Here is an 18765-nt window from a genome sequence, read left to right on the forward strand (position 1 = left end):
CCCTGCTATTTGTGATGTTGTGTCCACGGTATCGACGTTTTGCGCTGTGGGGTGTACCGTTTTGCGCATGACGCAAGAATTTGAAGTTGACCAAGTCATCCGCCAGCGCATAAGAACGTTGCGGCAGAACCTAGGCTGGTCGTTGGAATCGTTGGCGAGCAAGGCTTCCCTGAGCGTTTCCACGCTCAGCAGGATTGAAACGGGAGGCCGGCGTATTGCCCTTGACCAGCTGGTTCCAATAGCCAAGGCACTGAATACCAGCTTGGATGAGCTCGTATCGACCTCTGAAGCCGAGATTATTATCCGCCCGGAGCCGATTTCGATGACCGGGATAACCATGTGGAAGCTGTCCGCCGATGACGCAGTTAACGGGGTGAATGTGTCGAAAATGCGTTTCGACCCTTCGCAGGCGCCTGCTCCCACCGAGCTGCGTATTCATCCGGGCAAGGAATGGTTCACAGTGCTCCTCGGAGAAATCCAGCTAAAGCTAGGAGATCGCACCTATCACGTGAAGGCGGGGCAATCTGCGCAGTTCGACACAATGACTCCTCATGCCCTGTGGGCGGTCAATGGCATTGCCGAGGTGCTCGGAATCATGGATCATGCAGGCCAACGAGCCCATGAGCACGACACAGCCAGCTAGTTTAGTGATTCCAATTACTCCTGGATAACCTGAGGGCAGAGTATTGAACACTGCGATGCCAGGAGGGCAACGATGACGCACCAGCTCAACGAGGAGCTTGAACAGGTCCTAGCTGATGGCGATTTCTATTTCGAAGCACTCGGTGAAGGCCGCTATCGCTCGTCGTGGCATTCCCAGGGTGCGTGGAATCCCCATGAGCAGCACATGGGTCCCGCCTCTGGAATCTTGGCCTACGCCTTGGAAAATTTCCAGCCTCGTGAAGACATGCGCATCGCACGGATCAGCTATGAGATCCATGGCCTTATTCACGCCGGAGAATTCGAGATCTCAACGCGAATGGTCCGTCCCGGCCGGACGATCGAATTGATCGAGGCCGAAATGACGGCCAAGGGCCGCACCAGCATCGTTGCGCGCGCGTGGCGGGTGATTACGGGTGACACCAGTGCTGTTGCAGGGGTTGAAGACAAGGAAATCCCAGGCCCAGAGGCCTGCGCGGTGCGCGAAATCAGTGAGCAGTGGCCCGGCGGCTACATCAAATCCATCGAGATGCGCGCCAATGATGAGCTGCGGCCGGGTCGAGGTTTTGCGTGGCTGCGTACTCCTTATGACCTCGTCGACACAGGAGACGCCACAGCGTTGTCCAGCTTGGTGGGAATGATCGACACGGCAAACGGTGTGGTGCCGCGCGTGGATCCGGGTGAAGGAACCTGGATCTACCCGAACGTGGATCTGCAGATCCACATGTACCGCAAGCCCGAGGGCAAGTGGCTGGGCCTGGATGTCCAGCAGAGCTTCGGCACAGACGGCATCGGCCTGACCTCAACGGTATTGCACGATGAAGCAGGCCCTTTCGGCCGTGCTGAACAGATCCTGACGGTCCGTTCGCGCTAGCTCGATGCGCCGGTTGAAAGCTTGGCCAGCAGCTTCTTGAGCTCTGGCTTGGACTTCAGCGTGAACTGGCGCTGGCGGTACTTTTCCCGGTCTGCACCGTGGGCCCGGAAAAGTGCATAGCCGCGCTTGACCAAGAACAGGACCGGTTTCCGGCGCTGTGCTACATCGCGCACGAACCGTCGAAGAGCAGTTACCAATGCAGGTTCGTCGACGTAATACGCTTGGACGTTAATGCCCTTGGCGCGCAGCGGCTCAAGGATTTCGTAGAGGAAGATGCCTTCGGCGACAATCGGCCCGTCTGCGCAAGCGATTTCACGATGCCCGTTGTAGCTCGAGGTCGTGATCGAGTAGTTGGGGACCAGAGTGGTACCGTGGTGGAGCAAATCATCGATAGCCTGCAGTGCGGCTTCCTGATTCCAGGTAGCCGAATTGTCCCAATCGATTTCGCCGTAACCGGTACGGGGGAAATCAACGGGATTCCCGTCTTCGCTGATCTGGCGGTAGAACTCGTCCAGTGGCAGGTGGGGTCGGCCGAATTTCGACGCGAGATAGGACTTGCCGGAGCCGGACGGTCCGCCGATCAGGATGACAGGGGTAGAAGAATTTGGCACGCCTTTTATTATGGCCCAGAAACCTCGGCCATCGGCAATCGGATGCTGTGACATCTACTCCGCCTGGAGCGAATTGCTGAATTAGACTCAGATTTATGAGTTTGTGGAACCCCCAGTCAGATGCGCCGTTATCTGTGGAAATCGAAAATCCTACCGGAGACCCGGCTGCTGACCTAGAACGTGGAGTGCAACTGCTGCGCAGCGTCCAATCTGGCGAAAGCGGCGCGCTGCTACGGCTCTATCGTCCGGACCCGACCCTGGCCTTCGGCCAGCGCGATGTGCGGCTAGAGGGCTATGAGGCGGCTCGTGACGTAGCGCAGCAGCAAGGCTTTGCTCCTTTGGTGCGCAAAGCTGGAGGCCGGGCCGCCGCGTATCACCGGGGTACATTGATCGTTGATCATATTGAGCCCGAAGCCGAGGCGGTGATGCGCCAGCAGAATCGCTTCGAGGTCTTCGCGCGGGTGTATGCCAACGCTTTCCAGCGCCTTGGCGTGAATGCGCAAGTCGGGCCAATCCCGGGGGAGTATTGCCCGGGAGATCATTCGGTGCATGGCCTCCCTGATGGGAAATCGCCGCGCAACTATCCAGTGAAGCTGGTAGGCACAGCTCAGCGTGTGGTTTCCGGGGCATGGCTGTTCTCTTCGGTCTTTGTTGTCGAGGATTCCGCGCCATTGCGGCAAGTCCTCGATGGGGTCTACCAAGCAATGGGCATTCCAATGGATCCCACGACAGTAGGCGCGGCTAATGATCTGCTCGCCGCTGTCACCACCGAAGCATTTATTTCAGCGCTGCTCGAGGAATATAGCGAGCACGCCGCGCTGCAAGGCATCTAGCACAGCTTAAAAAAGAATCGGCACCCGATGCGGGTGCCGATTTTGGTTCGCGGCCGGATCTAAGCGCCGACTCGCTCAACAACCTCGTCAATGCGCGGGTTGGTGGCTGCGGTGCCGTCCGGGAAGATCAGGGTTGGCACGGTTTGGTTGCCGTTGTTGAACGCCTCGACGATCTCTGCGGTGCCTTCGACTTCTTCGATATTCACCTCGGTGTATGCGACACCCTTCTGGTCCATCAGGCGCTTGAGGTTGCGGCAGTAGCCGCACCAGCTGGTGGTGAACATGGTGACTCCGCCGGCAGCGGGAACGTACTGGTCAAGGTTCAATTCGTTGCTCATACATGGTGTAACGGCAATGATGTTTACTTTGTTCCCGGAGGGGTAGAAAAAGTTCGCTGGATTCTTTTGCTCCGCTCGCTAGACTGGGGAGCAGATTTTCCTTGATGCCGGTTCGAAGGGGTAGGCGATGTGCGGACGATATGTGATGGCCAAAGCCATCGGCGATCTGGTGGCAGAGGCCGAGGCGGAAGCGGACGCCAATCTGGAACTGCGCCAGTCCTGGAACGTTGCTCCGACTACCGACGTGCCAGTTGTGCTCGAGCGGCTGATCGACGATGAGCTGCACCGCCAGATCCATGTAGCACGGTGGGGGCTGGTGCCAGGATGGGCCAAGGAGCTCGCGGTCGGGGTGCGCGCCTTCAATGCGCGCAGCGAGACGGCCAGCACCAAGCCGACCTTCCGTTCGGCGGTGAAGAAGCGCCGTGCCGTCGTCCCGGTGGAAGGGTATTACGAATGGAAAAAGGAAGGCAGCAAAAAGCGCCCCTTCTACGTGCATCGCGAGGATGGAAAGCTGATCTTCTTCGCCGGCCTCTACGAATGGTGGAAGGACCAGGACGGGTCCTGGATTCTTTCCACCTCGATCATGACCATGGATTCGCCTTCAGCGGAGGAGCCCGGGGTGCTCGGCGAACTTGCGGGCCTGCATGATCGCCTGCCCATTCCGTTGGGCAAGGAGATGATGGGCCGGTGGATGAACCCTGCCGAGGAAGACGGTGAAGGGCTGATCGAGCAGATTCGCGCCGAAGCTTTCGATGTGGCTTCCCAATGGACCATGCATGAGGTCGATACCGCTGTTGGCAATGTGCGCAATAATTCGCCGGAGCTGATTGCGGCGCACAACAACTCGCTGTTTTAGCCGCGGATGGCTGATCCGCTGGGCTTGGACCCGAGCCGGAACCCCAGGTAGCTGCTGGCCAGCAGGGTTCCTGCCACAAGTCCCAGCTCGCCCATGACGTGGGCTGCGCTGTCAGGAACGAATGCTGCTTCGCTCAGCGGGGCATAGGCGAACCAGCCGAAGGTTCGAACCTGGTTGTAGTCCCATAGCAGTGCTCCGATGCCACCTGCTGCCAACAGCAGCCCGGCGATCAGGAACCAGGTCTTGAACCGAGCGAGCTGGCGAAGCGATAAGCCGCCGGCAACCCCCAGCGCGCCAACGCCGAGCAAAGCCAGCACCCAACCGAAAATTTCGGCGGGACCCGGGCCGAAGTAGATTTCAGAGTCTTCGACCAGCGGTACATAGGATCCAGAGTAGAAAACTACTTCTTGCTGACTGTCCCACCACAGCACGACGATGCCGACGATGATGAATACTGCTGCGCCCAGGAATAAGGCAGTGGCGGACTTGTAGCGTTTATCTGAAGGCATGTATTTAATCTTGCCATCACCAGATGTTTTGCGCATCAACTTTAAACACGAGCGGCAGCCGGCTCTAAAGGCCTGCTGCCGCTCGATGCGTGGTGCTTAGTGACCGCGCTTGATCCATTCATCCAGGTTCGGCGCTTCTGCACCGATGGAGGTGGCATCGCCGTGGCCGGTATTGACCACGGTTTCAGCTGGCAGGACCAGCAGCTTGGTGCGGATCGACTCGACGATCGTCTCGAAGCTGGAGTAGCTGCGACCGGTAGCCCCCGGGCCGCCGTTGAACAGGGTATCACCGCTGAACAGTACACCGAGGTCTTCGGCGTAGAAGCAGGTTGAGCCCGGAGAGTGCCCCGGGGTGTGCAGGGCGGTCAGCGTGGTGCCGGCGATGGTGAATGAATCGCCTTCGCTGATTTCTGCGTCCACATCGCGCTCGGGGTAGACAGCTTCCCAGAGCATGCGGTCTTCCGGGTTCAAGAACAGCGGTGCATCCACGGCGTCGGCGAATTCGCCAGCCGCGCGGATGTGGTCATCGTGCCCGTGGGTAAGCAGCACGGCCATGACTTCTCGATCGCCCACAGCTTCGCGGATCTTGGCTACATCATGTGCCGGGTCGATGACCATCACCTCGGAATCATCGCCGACGATCCAGACGTTGTTATCGACATCCCACGTCCCGCCATCCAGGGAGAAGGTGCCGGAAGTGACGACGTTCTCGATGCGGGCGGCCACTAGAGCTCCACCACCGAACGAAGCACGGTGCCTTCATGCATCTTAGTGAACGCTTCTTCGATTTCATCGATCGTGATGCGTTCGGTGACAAAGGCATCCAGATCCAGGCGGCCGAGCTTGTACTGCTCGACGAGCATCGGGAAGTCGTGGCTTGGCAGGCAGTCGCCGTACCACGAGCTCTTCAGCGAGCCGCCGCGGCCGAAGACATCGAGCAGCGGCAGCTCGAGCTTCATCTCCGGAGTTGGCACGCCTACCAATACGACGCGGCCAGCAAGATCGCGGGCGTAGAAGGCCTGCTTGTAGGTTTCCGGGCGGCCCACCGCGTCGATGACGACGTCGGCGCCGAAACCGCCGGTCAGCGCCTGGATGGCTTCCACGGCGTCGACCTTGGAAGAATCCACGGTGTGGGTGGCGCCGAACTTCTTGGCGCCTTCCAGCTTGTCCGGGTTCACGTCCACCGCGATGATGGTGGTTGCGCCGGCCAGCTGCGCGCCGGCGATGGCAGCAGCGCCGACGCCACCGCAACCGATCACTGCGACGGACTCGCCGCGCTTGATCTCGCCGGTATTGATCGCTGCCCCGATGCCGGCCATGACACCGCAACCGAGCAGGCCTACTGCGGCCGGGTCGGCTTCTTCATCCACGATGGTGCACTGGCCGGAGTGGACCAGGGTCTTTTCGGCGAAGGACCCGATGCCCAGCGCTGGGGAAAGCTCGGTGCCATCTTCCAGGGTCATCTTCTGGGTGGCATTGAAGGTGTTGAAGCAGTACTTCGGCTCGCCCTTGGCGCAAGCGCGGCACTGGCCGCAGACTGCACGCCAGTTCAGGATCACGCGGTCGCCGACCTTGACGTTGGTGACGTTCTCGCCGATCTGGCTGACTACTGCGGTGGACTCGTGGCCCAGCAGGTACGGGTACTCGTCGCCAATTCCGCCGAGCTTGTAGTGCAGGTCGGTGTGGCAGACACCGGTGGTGAGCACATCGACAACTACTTCTCCGGGACCCGGATCCGGAACGATGATGTCTACGACCTCTACGGGTGCGTCTTTGACGCGGGAAATAACGGCTTTGACCTTATGGGACATGGGATTTAGCTCCTGGAACGATTGGCTAGTGCTCTCTCGATGCTATCGGTGTCTCAGGTGCTAATCGAGCATTCGAGACACAATGACGCAGGCAGTTTCGCGCAGAGCCAATTTGTGCAGGTCGATCACGGGTTGCCCCCGGAATGGATGTGACGGGGCAGGAGTGCTGCATCCAGCTCAAACACCACTGAGCAGGAGGACAGCGCCTAGGCCGGAACCCAGTGCTCGCGCGGCATTGGCCCTGATCCACCGTGGCTCGTATTTCGCCCAAGCCAACGAATTCTGCTCCAGTCGCCGATTGAGCGGAACATTGACCCCGATAGTGAGCAGGGCACCGCTAAGCACCAGTGCCGCTCCGATCGATATGCGGATATTCTCGTGGACGATGGAGAGGGCAAGGCATCCGGTGCTGGCGAGCAAGCCGAGGAAGAACAAGCTCAGGAATGGGGGCCGTTGGGCGTATCTGTTCACGTGGACCATGAACGTGCTTGCGGAGCGATCATCCATTCGCGCTAGCGCAGGGAAGACCACGAGGGTGAAGGAAACGTAGAATCCGGCAATGATCAAGCCGGTGGCAATTGTCAGCAGCGGCAGGAAAATAGTAAGCAACGGCAGGTTCATGATTTCATTCAACAGATGTTGGGCAGGATTTTGAATGCTCAAGGCTCGACAATGCATACGCAATCGTCCAGAGTGGTGGCGTGAGACCCGATGCATTTTTCCCTTCTGGCCCACGGGCTCGTGAAGCCTTCATTCTCCGCATGTGCATGGATGGCCAGTGGAGTGTTGCTGTTCGCGATCTTTGCCCGCTGACGATTTTGGCGGTGCGCTCGGGATCCTGCAGGGTGCAACGAGGACAAAAGTCCGTGGTGGCGCGGCAAGGGGAATTGGTCGTCATTTGCGGATCAGCCTCCTATGAGGTTCGCTCGGCCAGCGCCCAGACTCTTCCGTCCGCGGCGCCTGGCAACTATGCCATTGCCCCGGGCCAGCAATGCCTGGGGCCATCGGGCCGAGCCATGGTCCAGGAGTTGCGCCATGGGGTGCGTGCATGGGGCAATTCGCCTAATGGCCCCGACCAGCTACTGGTTGGCACCTTCACTACGACCAGCGCTCTCGCTGATCTTGTCTGCGAGGGTACCGATCTGGCAGTTATCGATGACGATGCGGCGTGGCGATGGGCTGAACTGCTGGCGACCGAAGCCGAAAGTGCGGGTCCCGCCCAGCAAGTGGTATTGGACCGGCTGCTGGACATTCTGGCGATCTGCGCCTTGCAGCACTTGCCGGGAACCAGGGTGCTTCGCTCGGCGGCGCCAGGCATTGGGTTGGCGGTGGGGGCGATGTGGGCGCAACCAGCTCGAGCGTGGAGCGTGGAGGGGCTGGCCAGAACAGCTGCGATGTCCCGTTCGGCTTTTTCGCCAGCCTTCCGCCAGGCCATGGGCACCGCGCCCATGGGGTACCTCACCAAATTGCGTCTGGCGTTGGCTCATGATGCGCTGCTCGCCAGCGATGCACCGCTGTCGCAGATTGCCCGTGATGTCGGATATTCTTCACCCTTTGCGCTCAGCGCTGCCTTTCGCAGGGCTTATTCAACCAGTCCGTCGGCGCTGAGATCCGCTGCATCTGGCTAACCCAAACTGTCGGTCGCACTGACTAGTGTAACTGTCATTCGAACACGTGTTCGAATAGAATGGTTCTACTAAGTAAGGAGTGCACACGTGGGGATGTTCACCGAGTCGATCGAGGTTACTCGTGCAGCTGATGGAATGCCGTTGCGCGTGAGCTGGCAAGGGCAGGACTATCGCTTGGTGGCCGAGCCTCAGCGCTGGTTCGAACGCCGCAAATGGTGGGATGAAAACCTGCGGATTCCTCGCGGAGCCGGTGCGGGGATTGCCGACTATGAGATGTGGCGCCTGCAACTGGTCGCGGTGCGCGGATCCCGGCAAGTGCACAGCGTTGATGTGAGTTTTGATGCGCAAACCGAACGGTGGCGTCTGGTGCGTGTGCATGAGTCGCTGGCCCGCAGCGCCTAATTCCCCTGCAGGGGAACATATATTCGAAGGACCTCCATGAGCTTCACCCACCTGAACGTCAGTTCTTCCTATAGCGCCCACTACGGAGTCTCGCACCCAAAGCGGCTGGCCCAAGCGGCCAAAGCGCAGGGTGCCCAGATGCTCGCGCTGACTGACCGGGATGGGCTCTATGGAACGGTCAAGCATGTGGCGGCCTGCATGGCAGAAGGGCTGCACCCGATTCTCGGGGTGAACCTTGCCGTGCTCGATAACCACGGAGAAACCCAAGGGCGGATTGTCCTGCTGGCCCGTGGGCGCTGCAATGGCGCAGGGTATGCGGCGCTGTGCCGAGCCATCACCCTCGCGCACAGCACTGCGCACGGGGTTCCGGGGCTGAAAACCGAGCAGCTGGCACACCTGGGTGCTGCCGGAAACCTGATGATCCTGCTCGGCGGCGAATCAGACGTGGCCCGCGCAATCCTCAAGGGAAGCTACGCCCAAGCCCGGGCACTGCTTGCCAGCTGGAAGAAGCGGCTGGGAAAGATGCTGCGAGTGGAAATCACCACGCACCTCTCCAGCCCTGGATCGCGCTACAGCCTCGGTGAAGCAGCCCGCTTGCTGCGCTACGCCCAGGAGCGGGGGATCAGGGCCGTGCTCACCAACGCCGTGCGCTACGTGGACCCCGATGGAGCGGTTACCGCAGACATCCTGGACTCGGCGCGCGCCCTGCATAGCCTGAAGAACCTGGACTCCTGCCAACCCAATGGCCAAGGGTGGCTGAAAACCCCGCCCCAGATGCGCCAGCTGGCCAAGGAGATCGGCCAAGCCACAGAAAGGAGCTGGGCGCAGCAGCTTTTGCGGGAAACTGAAGCGCTCGCCGAATGGGCAGCGGCGGACCCGGTAGCCGATCTTGGATGGAAGCAGCCGGTGATCCCCGAAGCGAAGATCATCGGCCTGCACCGTCCGGCCATGCAAGAACTCACCGAGCGAGTCCATGCAGCGGTGCCTGGGCTCTTGCCGCACGCCAATCCCAGCCTCATTGAAAGACAGCTGGCTCTGGAACTTGGGGTGATCGACCGGCTGGACTTCGCCGGGTATTTCCTGACCGTCGCCGAAACCGTCAAGCTGATCACCGGCATGGGAATCCGCGTGGCCGCCCGCGGCTCCGGTGCTTCCTCGCTGGTGAACTACCTGCTGGGCATCAGCCAGGTGAACCCGCTGGCCCACGACCTGGTGTTCGAACGCTTCCTCTCCGATACCCGCACCACCCTGCCGGATATCGACATCGACGTGGAATCCGCACGCCGCCACGAGATCTACCGCGAGATCTTCTCCAGCTTCGGGGAAGAGCGCGTCAGCCTGATGAGCATGCAGAACGCCTACCGTGCGCGCGGCGCGGTCCGTGATGCAGGAGCCGCCCTCGGGGTAGAGCAGGAGCAGGTGGATGAGATCGCGAAGCAGCTCTGGCGCTTCTCCGCATCCTCTTTCCGCGAAGCGCTCACCGAGAAGCCGGAGCTGGCCGCATTGGCAGAACGCATTACCGATGACACCCAGCTCGATATCCTCATCGACGCTACCGAGCGCCTGGACCGGCTGCCCCGGCATATCTCCATGCACCCCTGCGGGGTGATCCTCTCCGACGCGAGCCTGCTGGACCGCACCCCGGTCCAGCCCTCGGGCATCGGACTGCAGATGAGCCAGTTCGACAAGCATGACATGGACCTGATGGGCTTGATCAAGCTCGACGTGCTCGGTGTGCGCATGCAATCAGCCATCGCCTACACGCTCGAGGAGATCGCCCGCATGCACCCGGATAAGCAAGCGGCCGCCCGCGCCGGAGGGCACGCCGACGACAGCTATATCTCCGCTACCGGAGCGATAGACCTGTCCAGGGTGCCACTGGATGACGAACCCACTTTCGAATTGATCCGCTCCACCCATACGCTGGGCTGCTTCCAGATCGAATCCCCGGGGCAGCGCGAACTGATCGGCAAGCTCGCGCCCCGCGAATTCAACGACCTGATCATCGATATTTCCCTGTTCCGCCCGGGTCCCATGCAGTCGAATATGGTCAAGCCCTACCTGGAGCACCGCCACGGATTCGCCCCTGCCCAATACCTGCACGAGGATCTGATTCCGGCGCTCGCCGAAACCCACGGGGTGACCGTCTTCCATGAACAGGTGCTGCGCATGCTTGATGTGCTCACCGGATGCGGATTGGGCATGGCCGATGTCTACCGGCGCCTGCTGGGCAACCCGGAGAAGGAACCAGCCGTAGAGAAATATGTGCGCGCCGAAGCGGCCAAGCGCGGTTATAGCCAGGAAACCATTGACCAAGTCTGGGAGGTGCTCTCCGGCTTCGGCTCCTTCGGCTTCTGCAAGGCCCACGGGGCTGCCTTTGCCGTACCCACCTACCACTCGGCCTGGCTCAAGGCGCACCACCCCGAAGCTTTCCTTGCCGGGATCTGGGAGCACGACCCGGGCATGTATCCCAAGCGGCTGCTGGTCTCCGAAGCGCGCAGAATGGGCGTTCCCATCCTTCCGCTGGATATCAACCGATCCACCGGGCACTACCGAGTCGAACGAATATTCGAATCCGCTCCAGCGAAGGTTCCTGTGGTGCCCCGCGCACCCAGCTCGCTGCGCCCTGGGCGCTATGGAATCCGTCTGGCCTTCCGCGATATCCACCAGATGAGCGAACGCGAAGTACAACGCCTGGTCGCAGGCCAGCCCTATGAGTACCTCGCCGATGTCCGCGCCCGCGCAGGACTCTCGCGACGCACCTACCAGAACCTTGCAGCGCTCGGAGTGTTCGATTCCCTATTGTCCGGGACCTCCCGTGCCGACATGATCGCCCACACGCAATCCATGGCGCACAGCTCCCTTCCGGCCAAATACCGGCCGGGACCCGGACAACTTGCCCTGGATCTGGGGCAGATCGAATATATCGACCAGACCGGCAAAGCACTGGATCCCGCGGAAGTAGTACGTACCGAATTGGACCTCATGCATCTGGACGCCAGCGAGCATCTGATCACCTCGTACCGCCAACGGCTGGCGCACCTGCCCATTACGCAGGCAGCCGAGCTGCTGCACCTGCGCAACGGAACCGAAGTTCTGGTCGCCGGGGTACGGGTGGCCACTCAGACTCCTCCCATGCGCGGAGGCAAGCGTGTGGTCTTCATTTCCGTGGATGATGGGACTGGCTGCATCGACGCCACCTTCTTCGATGACACGCAGCAGCGCACAGCGCCCTTGCTCTTCTCCACACGCATGCTGCTCATCCACGGGGTCACACGCCGTACCGGACCGCGCGGCATCTCCCTCCAAGCGCTGAACGCCTGGGACCTGCATCAGCCGGAGACCCTGCCTGCTGCAGGCTACCTCGCGGAGCTCACCCGGCCGCAACCAAGCTATCGGCCAAACCTCGGCGAGGGAGCACGCAAGATCGAAAGTGTCGGGGAACTTGCCAAACGGATGGAAGCTGAAGGCCTGGACCAGAGAGGGGCCTGATGAGCTAGTTCGCTGACAGGGTTTACCTAACAGATACATCGGGTCCAATAGGAGAGATACCTGATGTGAGGGGAGAACGGGCGTAAGCACAGATGATTGGTGGCTCACTGCAGGTGCACTATCCCAAACAGTTTGGAACGTGCTCGAAGGCAAAGATCCGCAAAGAGGAATTCGTGACTACGACTTCATCTACTTCGATGAAGATACGTCCTGGGAGGCCGAAGATGCGCTCATTCGTGGAGCCAAAGTCCTCTTCAAGGGCATGGACGCAGAAATCGAAGTACGCAACGGAGCATGCGTCCAACTTTGGTACGAAGAGCCCTTTGGGGCGCTGGCTATTCCCTTCCTCAGCGTCACGGACGCCATCGACCACTTCGCAGCGAAGGCCTGCTGCTTTGCAGGCACTAGTGATGAACCCTCGCAACGGGAGGCATCAAGGAAGATCACTGAAAACTGATAATTCTCAAACCGAGGAAACATGCCCATCGGCGTCGACGACAAATGACGGGTTGTGCACAAAATCCCAGCGGAAGCCATCCGGATCAGCCACACAGGCACTCTTGCCACCCCACGGCTGCACCGTCGGTTCGGTGACAGAAGTCGCTCCCGCATCCAGCGCTCGCCGGTAGTGTCGGTCCACTTCTGCGTCAGAGTGCACGTTGTGTCCCAGTGAGATCGGTGGCGCCAGCTGGCTGTGCCCGACGTCGCCGTACTCGCTGGGCATCTGCTTCACATCCCAGAGGGCGAGCATCAAGCCATAGCCGGCACGGACAAAAGCGATTTCCGGGTGGGCTGGCTGGACCAGCTCAAACCCCAGGCCCTCGGTGTAGAACTTCGTGGAAGCACCGACATCGCGCACTCCGAGGGTAATGGCACTGATGACAGGTGGGGCCGGTTTGTTCATATTCCTAGGGTAGGAGGGGTTGAAAATGAAAGCCATGGGTTTGCGGATCTTCCAAGACTTTTCCTGCCTCCTTATAAATAGATCCATTGTTCGTTGCGCAGCGCTTGATACCTCGCCTGGGCAACTGCATCGTCGGCTTGGTGCGTCAACGCAGAAGCATGGCGGTATCTTTTTTCGCTGCTGAAGATTCGCTTCCGGGCTGATCGCTTGAGCCGGTAATCGCTGGGCGATGTGGGATCGGAATTCGCTTTGGATACTCCTATTCGGTGGAGGCCGCTGGGGCGGGGGATTGCTGAGGGGCGGATGCGACGGTGAGTTCGGGCGATGTCGCCACCCAATGCTCAGGACGGGGTATGCGCCGTACCTGCGGTGAGAGCCAGGCCATGACTGCTGCTAAGGAAACGAATGCCCCGAAAAATATCAGCGTCGGTCCCATGCCGACCGATTCCAGACCAAAGCCGGTAACCAGCGGAGATAAGGGCAAAGCGGCCAAAGCCATAAAGGTGATTAGGGAATTAGCGCGCCCAGACATTTGCTTCGGAATGGATGCCATGAAGTATCCACCCACCGCAGCGTTGAGAGCTGGAACGCTGAGGAAGCTGATCATCAGCATGGTCCCCATCCAGAGCAGGTTCGTATTAAACCCGATGAGCAGCATGGCTACACCCAAAATGGTGAGACAGGCGCAGGCAAGTAAACCACTGCGGAATTTATCGATGAGCTTCGTTGCGACCAACGATCCGAGCAGCATTCCAACGCCCATGAAGGTAGAAGTTAACCCGATAACCCAAGGTTCTTCGGAACGCTGTTGAAGTCCGTAGATCAGCGTTGTCATCAGCCCGTTGACGCCGATGTTGACGACAGTAATCAAAATCAGCAGAGCGCGCAGCTGTGGCCGGGAAAAGCACCAGTGCATGCCTGCCAGAATTCCGTGGGCCACTTCCTCCTCGGAATCATTGCTGGTGCCATTGGAATCTTGCCCAGATCGATTGGCTGCCCGCAATGGACGACGCAGCACAAATCCACTGGCCGCAGCGATCAGATTCAGGACACTGACGATGAGCAGGGCAATGCCACCGCCTAAGCCCAGAAGCACGCCGCCCAGGGGAGCGGAGCCGAGCATCAGCACCGAGTCGCGGCCTTGATTCGCGGCCATCGCGCGGCCGAGCTGTTTGGGGTGTACGAGATCCTTTAGGGCGGCATTGGTTGTCGACCCAAAGTACCCGCCGCGCAGTTCCATAAGGATGTGGGCAAGGCATAAGGAGGCAACCGGCAGTGGACCGACGCTGCTGCCCAGGGCCATGGCTGCTGTGATTGCAGCACCGGCGAAACTTCCTATGAGAATCATCCGAGCCTTGTCGGTACGATCCGCCATGGCTCCGCCGGCCAAGATTACGCTCGCCCGTGCTGCCATTCCCACTGCGGCCAGGGTTCCGGCCAAAACCGGGGACCCCGTAGCGGACAGCAAGATCAAAGGAAAGATGAACCCGTAAATACTGCCCGACAGCAAAGCCGTTGAGTCCGCCAGCAGCCACATCCGGTAGTTGCGCTGCACGCGCAAAGGCGGCAAAGGCTCCGTGATAATCGCTGTGGTGCCTGATGGATCGTTGGCCTGGATGCTGGTCATGGCACCAACTATAGATTCGCAAATAAAGTTGCGCAATAGAATTTGCGCAACTTTATTTGTGGGATTGCTATGCTGTGCTTATGAGCAACCATGAGCCACCGGTCACATTCACCACCCCCATGCTCAAGGCCATCGCAAACCCCTTGCGTCGGCAAATCCTTGACGCGCTTTCGGCAATGGAAACCGCACGCGCGGCAGACCTCGCGCAGGCTCTTGGTGTACCCGCGAACAAGATCAGTTTCCATCTGCGTGAGCTGGCCAAAGCCGACATGATCGTTGAAGTTCCGGAACTGGCGCGCGATAGGCGTGACCGCGTATGGAAACCTGCGGCTCGCGGCTATACGACCGGCAAAGCGGGAGAGCGCCCGGAGGACCAGACCGGGACGGCTATGGATGCCTACCTCAGCCAAGTGGTCCATGACGAGCAACGCCGCCTGCAAGCGACGCTTCGGCATGCAGAAAGGCACTATCGCGGCGAAGAGCCCGGGGAGATTAAAGCGCAGATGCAAACGAGCAACCTGATGCTTACCCAAGATGAATGCGACGAACTCATGCGCCGCATGGAAGAAGTGATTCCGGCTTTCCGCGAGGATCTGAAAAACGGCAAAGTCACCAGTTCGCAGCCCGCGGGCGATCGTGAAATCTGGCATGTCATGAGCCTGTTCAACGCAGATTCGCTGTTGAACGAGTCACAAGAGGGCGATCAATCTTCGTAAAACCCGAGGTAAACGCACGCTGAGGTGGGGTCCTGAACTAAACTGGATTCTGGCTGGCTGTGGCCAAGGTATGCCACAAGCTATGAAGCCATCACAGATTGAAAGGTAGAACCCGATCTCATGAGCGAGCAGCTGACTCTCACCATTGACGGCGAGCAGGTACAGGTGGACGCGGGAACGACCGGTCTGCAGCATTTTGCCAACGATAAAGACGTGGTTGTCATGCACGTCGATGGCGTATTGCGCGACCTGGCCCGCGAACTGGAAGCCGGAACCACTGTCACCCGCGTAACCATCAATGATCCAGAAGGATTGGAGGTGCTGCGCCACTCGACCGCCCACGTGATGGCCCAGGCTGTGCAGCAGCTGCGCCCGGACTCCAAGCTGGGAATCGGCCCCTACATCACCGACGGTTTCTACTTCGACTTCGATGTCGAGGACCCATTCACCCCAGAAGACTTGAAGCAGCTGGAAAAGATGATGCAGAAGATCATCAACCAGAACCAGCTCTTTGTCCGCCGCGAAGTTTCCCCGGAGGAAGCCAAGGCTGAAATGGCCAACGAGCCATACAAGTGCGAGCTGTTGGCCAAGGCCGACTCCGCCGACACTTCCGGCGAAGGCGTCACCGTTGAGGTGGCCGCTGGCGAAACCACCATCTACGACAACGTGGACCGCAAGTCCGGCGACACTGTCTGGAAGGACCTGTGCCGCGGACCGCACCTGCCGAACACCAAGCTGATCAAGAACGCCTACGCGCTGACCCGCTCGGCTGCCGCCTACTGGCTGGGCAGCGAGAAGAACAAGCAGCTGCAGCGCATCTACGGCACCGCATGGCCAACCAAGGACGACCTGAAGGCCTACCAGGAGCGCCTGGCCGAAGCCGAGCGCCGCGACCACCGCAAGCTCGGTGCCGAACTGGACCTGTTCTCGTTCCCCGATGAGCTGGGCTCGGGCCTGCCGGTGTTCCACCCCAAGGGCGGCATCATCAAGCGCGAGATGGAAGACTACGTGCGCGACCGCCACGTCGAAGAAGGCTTCCAGTACGTGGGCACCCCGCACATCTCCAAGGATGGGCTGTTCCACACCTCGGGCCACCTGCCGTACTACGCGGACACCATGTTCCCTGCGCTGCACATCGATGAAGAGCGCGATGAAGATGGCAACATCACCAAGCAGGGCCAGGAATACCGCCTGAAGGCCATGAACTGCCCGATGCACAACCTGATCTTCCGCGGCCGCGGACGTTCATACCGTGAATTGCCGCTGCGCCTATTCGAATTCGGCCACGTCTACCGCTACGAGAAGTCCGGCGTGGTCCACGGCCTGACCCGCGTGCGCGGTTTCTCCCAGGATGACAGCCACTCCTACGTCACCAAGGAGCAGGCACCGGCCGAGGTTGAGCACCTGCTGAACTTCATGCTCTCGCTGTTGCGCGACTTCGGCATGGACGACTTCTACCTGGAGCTGTCCACCCGTGATCCGGAGTCGGACAAGTTCATCGGCTCGGATGAGCAGTGGGATGAAGCTACCGCCGTGCTGGAGCGCGTCGCCACCGAATCCGGCGTCGAACTGGTTGCCGACCCAGGCGGAGCCGCATTCTACGGTCCGAAGATCTCGGTCCAGGCCAAGGATGCCATCGGCCGTACCTGGCAGATGGGCACCGTGCAGTACGACTTCAACCAGCCAGCGCGCTTCGGTTTGGAGTACCAGGCTGCCGACGGTTCCCGCCAGGAACCAGTGATGATCCACGCTGCGAAGTTCGGTTCCATCGAGCGCTTCCTGGGCGTGCTCACCGAGCACTACGCAGGTGCCTTCCCCGCATGGCTCTCGCCGGTACAGGTTCGCGCGATCCCAGTGGCCGAGGCTTTCAACGACTACCTCGGTGAAGTTGTTGCCAAGCTCAAGGCGCAGGGTGTCCGCGTGGAACTGGATGACTCGACGGATCGCTTCCCGAAGAAGATCCGCAACGCGTCCAAGGACAAGGTTCCATTCGTGCTCATCGCCGGTGGCGAAGATGCCGATGCAAACGCCGTGTCCTTCCGCTTCCGCGATGGCAGCCAGGAGAACCAGGTTCCAGTCGACGATGCGGTAGCCCGCATCGTTGAAGCCATCAAGAGCCGCGACAACAACAACTAGTTCGGATAGGGAGTCCACCAAGCATGCAGGAACAAGCAGACCGGTCCGTCACCGACGACTTTGAACTCGCCGGAGTGCCGGATTCGTTCCAGCGCCTGTGGACTCCCTACCGGATGGCTTATATCAAGGGCGGACAGGACCAGGTCAAGGATGAGGCCAGTTGCCCATTCTGCGCCGGTCCTGGGCGTACCGACGAAGAAGCGCTGATCGTGCACCGTGGCAAAACCTGCTACTTGATCCTGAATCTGTTCCCGTACAACCCGGGCCACCTGCTCGTGTGCCCGTACCGCCATGTGCCCAACTACACCGATATCACGGTGGAGGAAACGGCCGAAATGGCAGCGTTGGCGCAGCAGTCAATGCGCGTGCTGCGCAAGGTCTCCAACCCCGCCGGTTTCAACCTGGGCATGAACCAGGGCGAAGCCGGGGGGGCAGGCATCGCCGCGCACCTGCATCAGCACATCGTGCCGCGCTGGAACGGGGATGGGAATTTCTTCCCGATCATCGCGCAGACAAAAGCCATCCCGCAGACCTTGTCCGAGGTTCGCAGTGCCATTGCTGATGCATGGGACAGCGAAACACCGAACTAGGCACTAACCGGCACACGGGCCTGATAGGACATGGAAATGTCCTGTCGGGCCCAATGTCATTTAACGCCAAAACAACCGTCTTGACCTGTGAAAATAAGAATGCGGCGGATTATGGTGGCATAGTGGAACAACTTCCCCATGAAATGAGCATCGTTGAAAATTCCCAGGTCTCCCGAACCAATCGGCACCATTGACGACATCCGCGACTGGATTATCAGCGGCTCCGAGCATGAAATGCGTTTCGCTATCCAAGGAGCGGCCCGCTACTCGATCGGCATGATTGATCAGCTGCTTGAAGAACTGGGCTACGAGCACGATGCAAACTGCGATACGTTCCTGCGCGGTTGGTTGGATACCCTGGATCCGCTGGAACGGCTCGCAGCGGCCGTGGCCACCGAATCCCACTACCGCCTCGGGCTCTTAGGCACAGCACGGGCAGATGACCGCGCACTGCTCCAAGTAATGGAAGCTGCGAAGCCTGGGATTGATGAGCTGGCCGAATGCTTCAGCGGCATCCACGAACGCGCCGACGATCCTGATCCATCTTTCACCCGGGCCTGCACCACGCAGCTATTGGACTACGCCGAACAGTTGCAGGCAGTGGCAGGCAAGATTGATGGGGACGTGCACTTGGTGAAGTACATGTCAGATGAAGTGGCGCGCATGGAAACTGGCGAATATGACGCGAATGAAAAACCAGCAAAAAACATTGTCGCTGAGCTATTGGAGGGAAACCCTCGACTGCGCGCAAAAATCATCTCTGACTAGCAGTTTTAGC

The 18765-nt window shown here is 59.9% G+C and carries 19 protein-coding genes and 1 pseudogene; 12 read left to right on the top strand and 8 right to left on the bottom strand.

The annotated features are described in order from the left end of the window. Nucleotides 1–67: 67 nt before the first annotated feature. Together ACP3TE_RS15850 and ACP3TE_RS15855 are read left to right on the top strand one after the other, a co-directional pair. On the top strand, nt 68–643 hold the full coding sequence (locus ACP3TE_RS15850; RefSeq protein ID WP_426736246.1) for a helix-turn-helix domain-containing protein: 576 nt from the start codon (nt 68–70) through the stop codon (nt 641–643). 72 nt (nt 644–715) lie between these two features. Then, nucleotides 716–1534 carry a thioesterase family protein gene (locus ACP3TE_RS15855; RefSeq protein ID WP_332595148.1) on the top strand — a complete coding sequence of 273 codons (819 nt, stop codon included), beginning with the start codon at nt 716–718 and terminating at the stop codon, nt 1532–1534. On the opposite strand, the gene ACP3TE_RS15860 is transcribed toward ACP3TE_RS15855, so the two are convergent. Next, complete coding sequence (locus ACP3TE_RS15860; RefSeq protein ID WP_332727678.1) at nt 1531–2145, bottom strand: uridine kinase; 615 nt, start codon at nt 2143–2145, stop codon at nt 1531–1533. The two genes, ACP3TE_RS15855 and ACP3TE_RS15860, sit on opposite strands and share 4 nt — an antisense overlap. A gap of 95 nt (nt 2146–2240) precedes the next feature. Here ACP3TE_RS15860 and ACP3TE_RS15865 point away from each other — a divergent pair, with 95 nt between their 5' ends. Beyond that, nucleotides 2241–2978: a lipoate--protein ligase family protein gene (locus ACP3TE_RS15865; protein ID WP_426734178.1), complete on the top strand. Its 738-nt coding sequence runs from the start codon at nt 2241–2243 to the stop codon at nt 2976–2978. Between the two features lie 59 nt (nt 2979–3037). Here ACP3TE_RS15865 and ACP3TE_RS15870 read toward each other — a convergent pair whose 3' ends face one another. Further along, nucleotides 3038–3316 (bottom strand): glutaredoxin domain-containing protein, encoded by a 279-nt coding sequence (locus ACP3TE_RS15870; protein ID WP_105661390.1) that lies wholly within the window; start codon nt 3314–3316, stop codon nt 3038–3040. Nucleotides 3317–3443: 127 nt separating this feature from the next. On the opposite strand from ACP3TE_RS15870, the gene ACP3TE_RS15875 reads away from it, so the two are divergent. Further along, entirely contained in the window at nt 3444–4172 is a 729-nt protein-coding gene (locus ACP3TE_RS15875; RefSeq protein WP_332499405.1) for an SOS response-associated peptidase, read from the top strand. Here ACP3TE_RS15875 and ACP3TE_RS15880 read toward each other — a convergent pair. The 4 genes from ACP3TE_RS15880 to ACP3TE_RS15895 all read right to left on the bottom strand — a co-directional run bounded on the left by ACP3TE_RS15880 (nt 4169) and on the right by ACP3TE_RS15895 (nt 7113). Further along, nucleotides 4169–4681, bottom strand: a complete 513-nt coding sequence (locus ACP3TE_RS15880) for a hypothetical protein (protein WP_426734182.1) — start codon at nt 4679–4681, stop codon at nt 4169–4171. The two genes, ACP3TE_RS15875 and ACP3TE_RS15880, sit on opposite strands and share 4 nt — an antisense overlap. Nucleotides 4682–4777: 96 nt before the next feature. Next, nucleotides 4778–5407, bottom strand: a complete 630-nt coding sequence (locus ACP3TE_RS15885) for an MBL fold metallo-hydrolase (RefSeq protein ID WP_105658255.1) — start codon at nt 5405–5407, stop codon at nt 4778–4780. Beyond that, the gene (locus tag ACP3TE_RS15890; RefSeq protein ID WP_105661387.1) at nt 5407–6492 is read right to left on the bottom strand and encodes an S-(hydroxymethyl)mycothiol dehydrogenase; all 1086 of its coding nucleotides are present in this window, start codon (nt 6490–6492) and stop codon (nt 5407–5409) included. Before ACP3TE_RS15890 ends, ACP3TE_RS15885 begins: the two co-directional genes overlap by 1 nt. A gap of 177 nt (nt 6493–6669) precedes the next feature. Then, complete coding sequence (locus tag ACP3TE_RS15895) at nt 6670–7113, bottom strand: anthrone oxygenase family protein (protein WP_400289268.1); 444 nt, start codon at nt 7111–7113, stop codon at nt 6670–6672. Between the two features lie 80 nt (nt 7114–7193). Between ACP3TE_RS15895 and ACP3TE_RS15900 the strand changes: the two genes are divergently transcribed. The 4 genes and pseudogenes from ACP3TE_RS15900 to ACP3TE_RS15915 form a co-directional block, all read left to right on the top strand. Beyond that, nucleotides 7194–8120: an AraC family transcriptional regulator gene (locus tag ACP3TE_RS15900; protein WP_426734187.1), complete on the top strand. Its 927-nt coding sequence runs from the start codon at nt 7194–7196 to the stop codon at nt 8118–8120. Nucleotides 8121–8213: 93 nt separating this feature from the next. After that, nucleotides 8214–8522 (top strand): DUF6504 family protein, encoded by a 309-nt coding sequence (locus tag ACP3TE_RS15905; RefSeq protein WP_286172116.1) that lies wholly within the window; start codon nt 8214–8216, stop codon nt 8520–8522. A 36-nt stretch (nt 8523–8558) separates the two neighbouring features. Next, nucleotides 8559–12014 (top strand): DNA polymerase III subunit alpha, encoded by a 3456-nt coding sequence (locus ACP3TE_RS15910; RefSeq protein WP_426734190.1) that lies wholly within the window; start codon nt 8559–8561, stop codon nt 12012–12014. A gap of 103 nt (nt 12015–12117) precedes the next feature. Beyond that, nucleotides 12118–12471, top strand: a pseudogene (locus ACP3TE_RS15915) (nucleotidyltransferase family protein); the annotation flags it as partial. 6 nt (nt 12472–12477) lie between these two features. Here the strand turns inward: ACP3TE_RS15915 and ACP3TE_RS15920 are convergent. Continuing rightward, entirely contained in the window at nt 12478–12918 is a 441-nt protein-coding gene (locus ACP3TE_RS15920; RefSeq protein WP_105658261.1) for a VOC family protein, read from the bottom strand. A gap of 259 nt (nt 12919–13177) precedes the next feature. Further along, nucleotides 13178–14545 carry an MFS transporter gene (locus tag ACP3TE_RS15925; protein WP_426734194.1) on the bottom strand — a complete coding sequence of 456 codons (1368 nt, stop codon included), beginning with the start codon at nt 14543–14545 and terminating at the stop codon, nt 13178–13180. An 80-nt stretch (nt 14546–14625) separates the two neighbouring features. Here ACP3TE_RS15925 and ACP3TE_RS15930 point away from each other — a divergent pair, with 80 nt between their 5' ends. The 4 genes from ACP3TE_RS15930 to ACP3TE_RS15945 all read left to right on the top strand — a co-directional run bounded on the left by ACP3TE_RS15930 (nt 14626) and on the right by ACP3TE_RS15945 (nt 18755). After that, a complete protein-coding gene (locus ACP3TE_RS15930) occupies nt 14626–15261 on the top strand; it encodes a winged helix-turn-helix domain-containing protein (RefSeq protein WP_426734197.1) in 636 nt (211 codons plus the stop codon). A gap of 120 nt (nt 15262–15381) precedes the next feature. Continuing rightward, nucleotides 15382–17397: a threonine--tRNA ligase gene (gene thrS / locus ACP3TE_RS15935; RefSeq protein ID WP_105658264.1), complete on the top strand. Its 2016-nt coding sequence runs from the start codon at nt 15382–15384 to the stop codon at nt 17395–17397. Between the two features lie 23 nt (nt 17398–17420). After that, nucleotides 17421–17987 (top strand): HIT family protein, encoded by a 567-nt coding sequence (locus ACP3TE_RS15940; RefSeq protein ID WP_426734200.1) that lies wholly within the window; start codon nt 17421–17423, stop codon nt 17985–17987. 153 nt (nt 17988–18140) lie between these two features. After that, a complete protein-coding gene (locus tag ACP3TE_RS15945) occupies nt 18141–18755 on the top strand; it encodes a hypothetical protein (protein ID WP_426734203.1) in 615 nt (204 codons plus the stop codon). The last annotated feature ends 10 nt before the right edge of the window (nt 18756–18765 follow it).

The organism is Glutamicibacter sp. 2E12 (assembly GCF_050030965.1).
In the GTDB taxonomy this organism is placed as follows: Bacteria; Actinomycetota; Actinomycetes; order Actinomycetales; family Micrococcaceae; genus Glutamicibacter.

Coding starts and splice junctions, on each gene's coding strand:
- ACP3TE_RS15920 (WP_105658261.1), bottom strand. CDS start 12,918: ATGAACAAACCGGCCCCACCTGTCATCAGTGCCATTACCCTCGGAGTG.
- ACP3TE_RS15855 (WP_332595148.1), top strand. CDS start 716: ATGACGCACCAGCTCAACGAGGAGCTTGAACAGGTCCTAGCTGATGGC.
- ACP3TE_RS15940 (WP_426734200.1), top strand. CDS start 17,421: ATGCAGGAACAAGCAGACCGGTCCGTCACCGACGACTTTGAACTCGCC.
- ACP3TE_RS15880 (WP_426734182.1), bottom strand. CDS start 4,681: ATGCCTTCAGATAAACGCTACAAGTCCGCCACTGCCTTATTCCTGGGC.
- ACP3TE_RS15910 (WP_426734190.1), top strand. CDS start 8,559: ATGAGCTTCACCCACCTGAACGTCAGTTCTTCCTATAGCGCCCACTAC.
- ACP3TE_RS15895 (WP_400289268.1), bottom strand. CDS start 7,113: ATGAACCTGCCGTTGCTTACTATTTTCCTGCCGCTGCTGACAATTGCC.
- ACP3TE_RS15870 (WP_105661390.1), bottom strand. CDS start 3,316: ATGAGCAACGAATTGAACCTTGACCAGTACGTTCCCGCTGCCGGCGGA.
- ACP3TE_RS15875 (WP_332499405.1), top strand. CDS start 3,444: ATGTGCGGACGATATGTGATGGCCAAAGCCATCGGCGATCTGGTGGCA.
- ACP3TE_RS15925 (WP_426734194.1), bottom strand. CDS start 14,545: ATGACCAGCATCCAGGCCAACGATCCATCAGGCACCACAGCGATTATC.
- ACP3TE_RS15850 (WP_426736246.1), top strand. CDS start 68: ATGACGCAAGAATTTGAAGTTGACCAAGTCATCCGCCAGCGCATAAGA.
- thrS (WP_105658264.1), top strand. CDS start 15,382: ATGAGCGAGCAGCTGACTCTCACCATTGACGGCGAGCAGGTACAGGTG.
- ACP3TE_RS15890 (WP_105661387.1), bottom strand. CDS start 6,492: ATGTCCCATAAGGTCAAAGCCGTTATTTCCCGCGTCAAAGACGCACCC.
- ACP3TE_RS15905 (WP_286172116.1), top strand. CDS start 8,214: ATGTTCACCGAGTCGATCGAGGTTACTCGTGCAGCTGATGGAATGCCG.
- ACP3TE_RS15865 (WP_426734178.1), top strand. CDS start 2,241: ATGAGTTTGTGGAACCCCCAGTCAGATGCGCCGTTATCTGTGGAAATC.
- ACP3TE_RS15930 (WP_426734197.1), top strand. CDS start 14,626: ATGAGCAACCATGAGCCACCGGTCACATTCACCACCCCCATGCTCAAG.